The following is a 3,596-nucleotide window of genomic DNA, read 5'->3' as shown; positions in this document are numbered from 1 at the left end:
GCCGCCGGTGCTGGGCGCGGCGCTGCTGGCGCTGGACCGGGCGGGGGCCCCGGCGGCGGCGTACGCGCGGCTGCGCGCGCACTACGCGTAGGGCGGGGCCTGCACTGCTCGTAGGGCGGGGCCTGCGCCGCGCGGGGGCGCGGAGAGCGGGCGATCCCGGCCGGAATCCGCCGTACCGCCGCATTCTTCACGTCATGTTCACATCGTGAGAGACGTCACCACACCACACCCCTCACAGGAAGATCTTTCGGCGGACCCCCTCGCGGCCGTCAAGTTTCCTGACTCGGCGTCAACAACGTCACGAGCCGGAAATTCCTCCCTCGGGCACTGGTTGACCATTCATTTACCTAATGTCCCAAAACCGGCCAACCGTTTTCCTCCCCCTTCCGGATCATGCGAGAGTCCGCCCCGCACGGATTGATCACGAAATACAACAAGCAACCGTCATCAAAAGGGATTTACGGCTGCATTCGTGACGACTTCCGCCACTGATCGTCCATTCCGCGCCTTGTCGGCGCGTTACCCGAGGGGGACCGACCATGTCGTCCAACGTCAGCCGACGCGTTGTGCTCAGAGGAACCGCCGCTGCTGCCGCCGGCGTGGCGCTGCTCGCCACCGGCGCCCAGGCGGCCGACCACACCGGCCACACCATGGACCACACCGGTCACGGCGGCCACGGCACCGGGCCCGCGGCGTTCGACGAGGTCTACAAGGGCCGCCGCATCGTCGGCAAGCCCGCGACGAGCGGCCACGAGGCCCACCACGGCGGCTTCGCCGTCACGATCGACGGCCAGGAACTGCACGTCATGCAGAACGCCGACGGCACCTGGATCAGCGTGATCAACCACTACCAGGTCTTCGACGAGCCGCTCTCGCTCACCCGCGCCGCCGTCGACGCCCTCCGCGGCGCGACGCTCGTCCCGATCGCGATGAACTGACCGGCCACTGCCGCACGCACCCCACCGACCCACACTTCTCACTCACGAGGACACGAACCCCATGGCAGTGCGCAAGAACCAGGCGAACCTGACCGCCACCGAGAAGCGCAACTTCGTCAACGCCGTGCTGGAGCTCAAGCGCACCGGCGTCTACGACGGCTTCGTCAGAACGCACAACGAGTTCATCATGAGCGACCGCGACGACAGCGACCGCGTCGGCCACCGCTCCCCCTCCTTCCTGCCCTGGCACCGCCGCTTCCTGATCCAGTTCGAGCAGGAGCTGCAGAAGGTCGACTCCTCGGTGACGCTCCCCTACTGGGACTGGACCGCCGACCGCACGGCCAACGCCTCGATCTTCGGCGCCGACTTCATGGGCGGCAACGGCCGCAGCCGTGACGCGCAGGTCACCACCGGCCCCTTCGCCTACTCCACGGGCAAGTGGAACATCAACGTCAGCGTGGACAACCGTCCCTTCCTGCAGCGCGAGATGGGCGCCGCGGGCACGCTGCCCACCCGCGCCCAGGTGGACGCCGTCCTCGCCATGCCCGTCTACGACACGGCCCCGTGGAACAGCGCCTCCGAGGGCAGCTTCCGCAACTACCTGGAGGGCTGGCGCGGCGCCGGCCGCGTCCACAACAACGTCCACGTGTGGATGGGCGGCCAGATGGCCACCGGCGTCTCCCCCAACGACCCGGTCTTCTGGCTGCACCACGCCCACATCGACAAGCTGTGGTCCGACTGGCAGCGCATGCACCCGGCCTCGGCCTACCTGCCGGCCGCCGGCACCACGAACGTCGTCGACCTCAACGACACCATGCGCCCGTGGAACAACGTCACCCCGGCCCAGATGCTCGACCACAGCGCGTACTACACGTACGCGTAAGGCACCCCGCGCCACAGGCGCACCACGTCCGGCCCGGTGCGGGGAACCGCACCGGGCCGGCGGGCGTGATGGGGAACGAGGGCCGCCGCGGGCCCCGGTGAAGAGCGCGACCGCACACAAGATCGGTCCCGCACCGGTGTTTTTGTCAGTCCTTGCGGCCATACTGCTGGCCGGGGCACCTGTCACCGGCGCACCGGCCGGCGGGCCGCCCTCAGCGACCGAGGGGGAGGTCACGTGTCACAGCCGCAGCCGGCGGGGGGAACGCCAGGAGCGTCCGGCCGCAGCGCCGCCGTCCCGGCCTGGCGCGAGGCGCTCGACCGCGTGCGGGCCGCGGCCGTCACCGAGCCCGGCCGGCTGCGCGCCATCGGCGCCGTCCTGGCCCTGATCCTCGTGGCGTTCGGGGCGGTCACCGCCTGGCAGGTCGCGTCCAGAGCCACGGCGGCCGACGCCGTCGTGGACACCAGCCAGCCGCTGAGCGCCGACGCCGCCGCCATCTACCGCTCGCTCGCGGACGCCGACACCACGGCCGCGAGCGGCTTCCTCTCGGGCGGCCAGGAGCCGCGCGAGGTCCGGCAGCGCTACGAGAAGGACATCGCGCTCGCCTCGCGGCTGCTCGTCAAGGCCGCGGCCGCCGGCGAGGCCTCGGACGCGGCCCGCAGCAGGATAGCCGCGCTCAACGAAGGACTGCCGCGCTACACCGGCCTCGTGGAGGCCGCCCGCGCCGACAACCGCCAGGGCCTGCCGCTCGGCGGCGCCTACCTGCGCTACGCGGGCGACCGGATGCGCGAAGAACTGCTGCCCGCCGCCCGCGGCCTGTACGAGGCCGAGACGGGCCGCCTCGGCTCGGACTACGACGACGCCGAGGCCCGGCCGTGGGCCGCCCTGGCCCTCGGCGTCGTCGCGCTCGGCGCGCTGGCCTGGGCCCAGCGGCGCAACTACCTGCGCACCAACCGGGTCTTCAACCACGGCCTGCTGGCGGCCACCGCGGCCACCGCCGTCGTCCTGCTGTGGCTGGCCGCCGGGCACGCCGTGGCCCGCTCCGGCCTGGAGAGCTCCTACGCCCACGGCGCGCGGTCCCTGGAGGCGCTGACCGAGGCCCGGATCGGCTCGCTCCAGGCCCGCGGCGACGAGAACCTCACGATGGTCGCCCGCGGCGCCGTGCTCACGAAGAACGGCGACGACCAGTACGAGACCAACTACCGCTCCGGCATGGCCCGGCTCATCGGCGGCGACAAGGGCCCGGCCCGCGAAGGCAGCCTGCTGGACCGCGCCCTCGCCCTCGCCGACGACACCGAGGGCCGCGCGCCGGTCGACGCCGCCATCAAGAGCGTCCGCACGTGGCAGCAGCGCCACGGCGAGGTGCGGGCGCTCGCCGACGACCGCGGCGACTACAAGGACGCCCTGCAGAAGGTGATCGGCGAGAAGGACAGCACCCGCGCGTCCTTCGACCTGGTGGACAGCGAACTGGAGCGCGCCCTCGGCTACGAGCAGGACGAGTTCCGCCGGGCGGCCGACGACGGGCGCGGCGCGTTCTCGGGCCTGGCCGCCGGAGCGGCCGTGCTGACCGTCCTCGGGGCGGCCGGCGCGGTGGCCGGCATCGGGCGCAGGCTGTCGGAGTACCGGTGAGGCCGGTGCGACGGAGGGGGGAATCCGTGAGAGAGACCCGGACGGCACGGCGGCTGCGGATGCGGTCCCGGCCCGCGGCTTTGGCGGCCGCCGCGTGCGCCCTCGCCGCCGTGGCCGCGGCCGTGCTGCCCGCAGGTGACGGGCCCGCC

Annotated in this window: 3 protein-coding genes; all 3 read left to right on the top strand. The window is 72.5% G+C overall.

The genetic code is table 11. The features are described from left to right. Positions 1-539: 539 nt before the first annotated feature. The 3 genes from melC1 to B7P34_RS35410 all read left to right on the top strand — a co-directional run bounded on the left by melC1 (position 540) and on the right by B7P34_RS35410 (position 3,447). Positions 540-938 carry an apotyrosinase chaperone MelC1 gene (gene melC1, locus B7P34_RS35420; protein ID WP_106682227.1) on the top strand — a complete coding sequence of 133 codons (399 nt, stop codon included), beginning with the start codon at positions 540-542 and terminating at the stop codon, positions 936-938. Between the two features lie 61 nt (positions 939-999). Continuing rightward, positions 1,000-1,821, top strand: coding sequence for a tyrosinase MelC2 (gene melC2, locus B7P34_RS35415; RefSeq protein ID WP_106682226.1), 822 nt, complete (start codon positions 1,000-1,002; stop codon positions 1,819-1,821). A gap of 234 nt (positions 1,822-2,055) precedes the next feature. Further along, positions 2,056-3,447, top strand: a complete 1,392-nt coding sequence (locus tag B7P34_RS35410) for a hypothetical protein (protein ID WP_223268580.1) — start codon at positions 2,056-2,058, stop codon at positions 3,445-3,447. The last annotated feature ends 149 nt before the right edge of the window (positions 3,448-3,596 follow it).

Source organism: Streptosporangium nondiastaticum (assembly GCF_003011965.1).
Classification (GTDB): Bacteria; Actinomycetota; Actinomycetes; order Streptomycetales; family Streptomycetaceae; genus Streptomyces; species Streptomyces nondiastaticus.
Note: the sequence above shows the minus strand (reverse complement) of the source record. Positions and strands in the feature narration are given on the sequence as shown.

Bases quoted from the DNA above. Each gene is read 5' to 3' on its own strand.
- melC1 (WP_106682227.1), top strand. From the start codon at position 540: ATGTCGTCCAACGTCAGCCGACGCGTTGTGCTCAGAGGAACCGCCGCT.
- melC2 (WP_106682226.1), top strand. From the start codon at position 1,000: ATGGCAGTGCGCAAGAACCAGGCGAACCTGACCGCCACCGAGAAGCGC.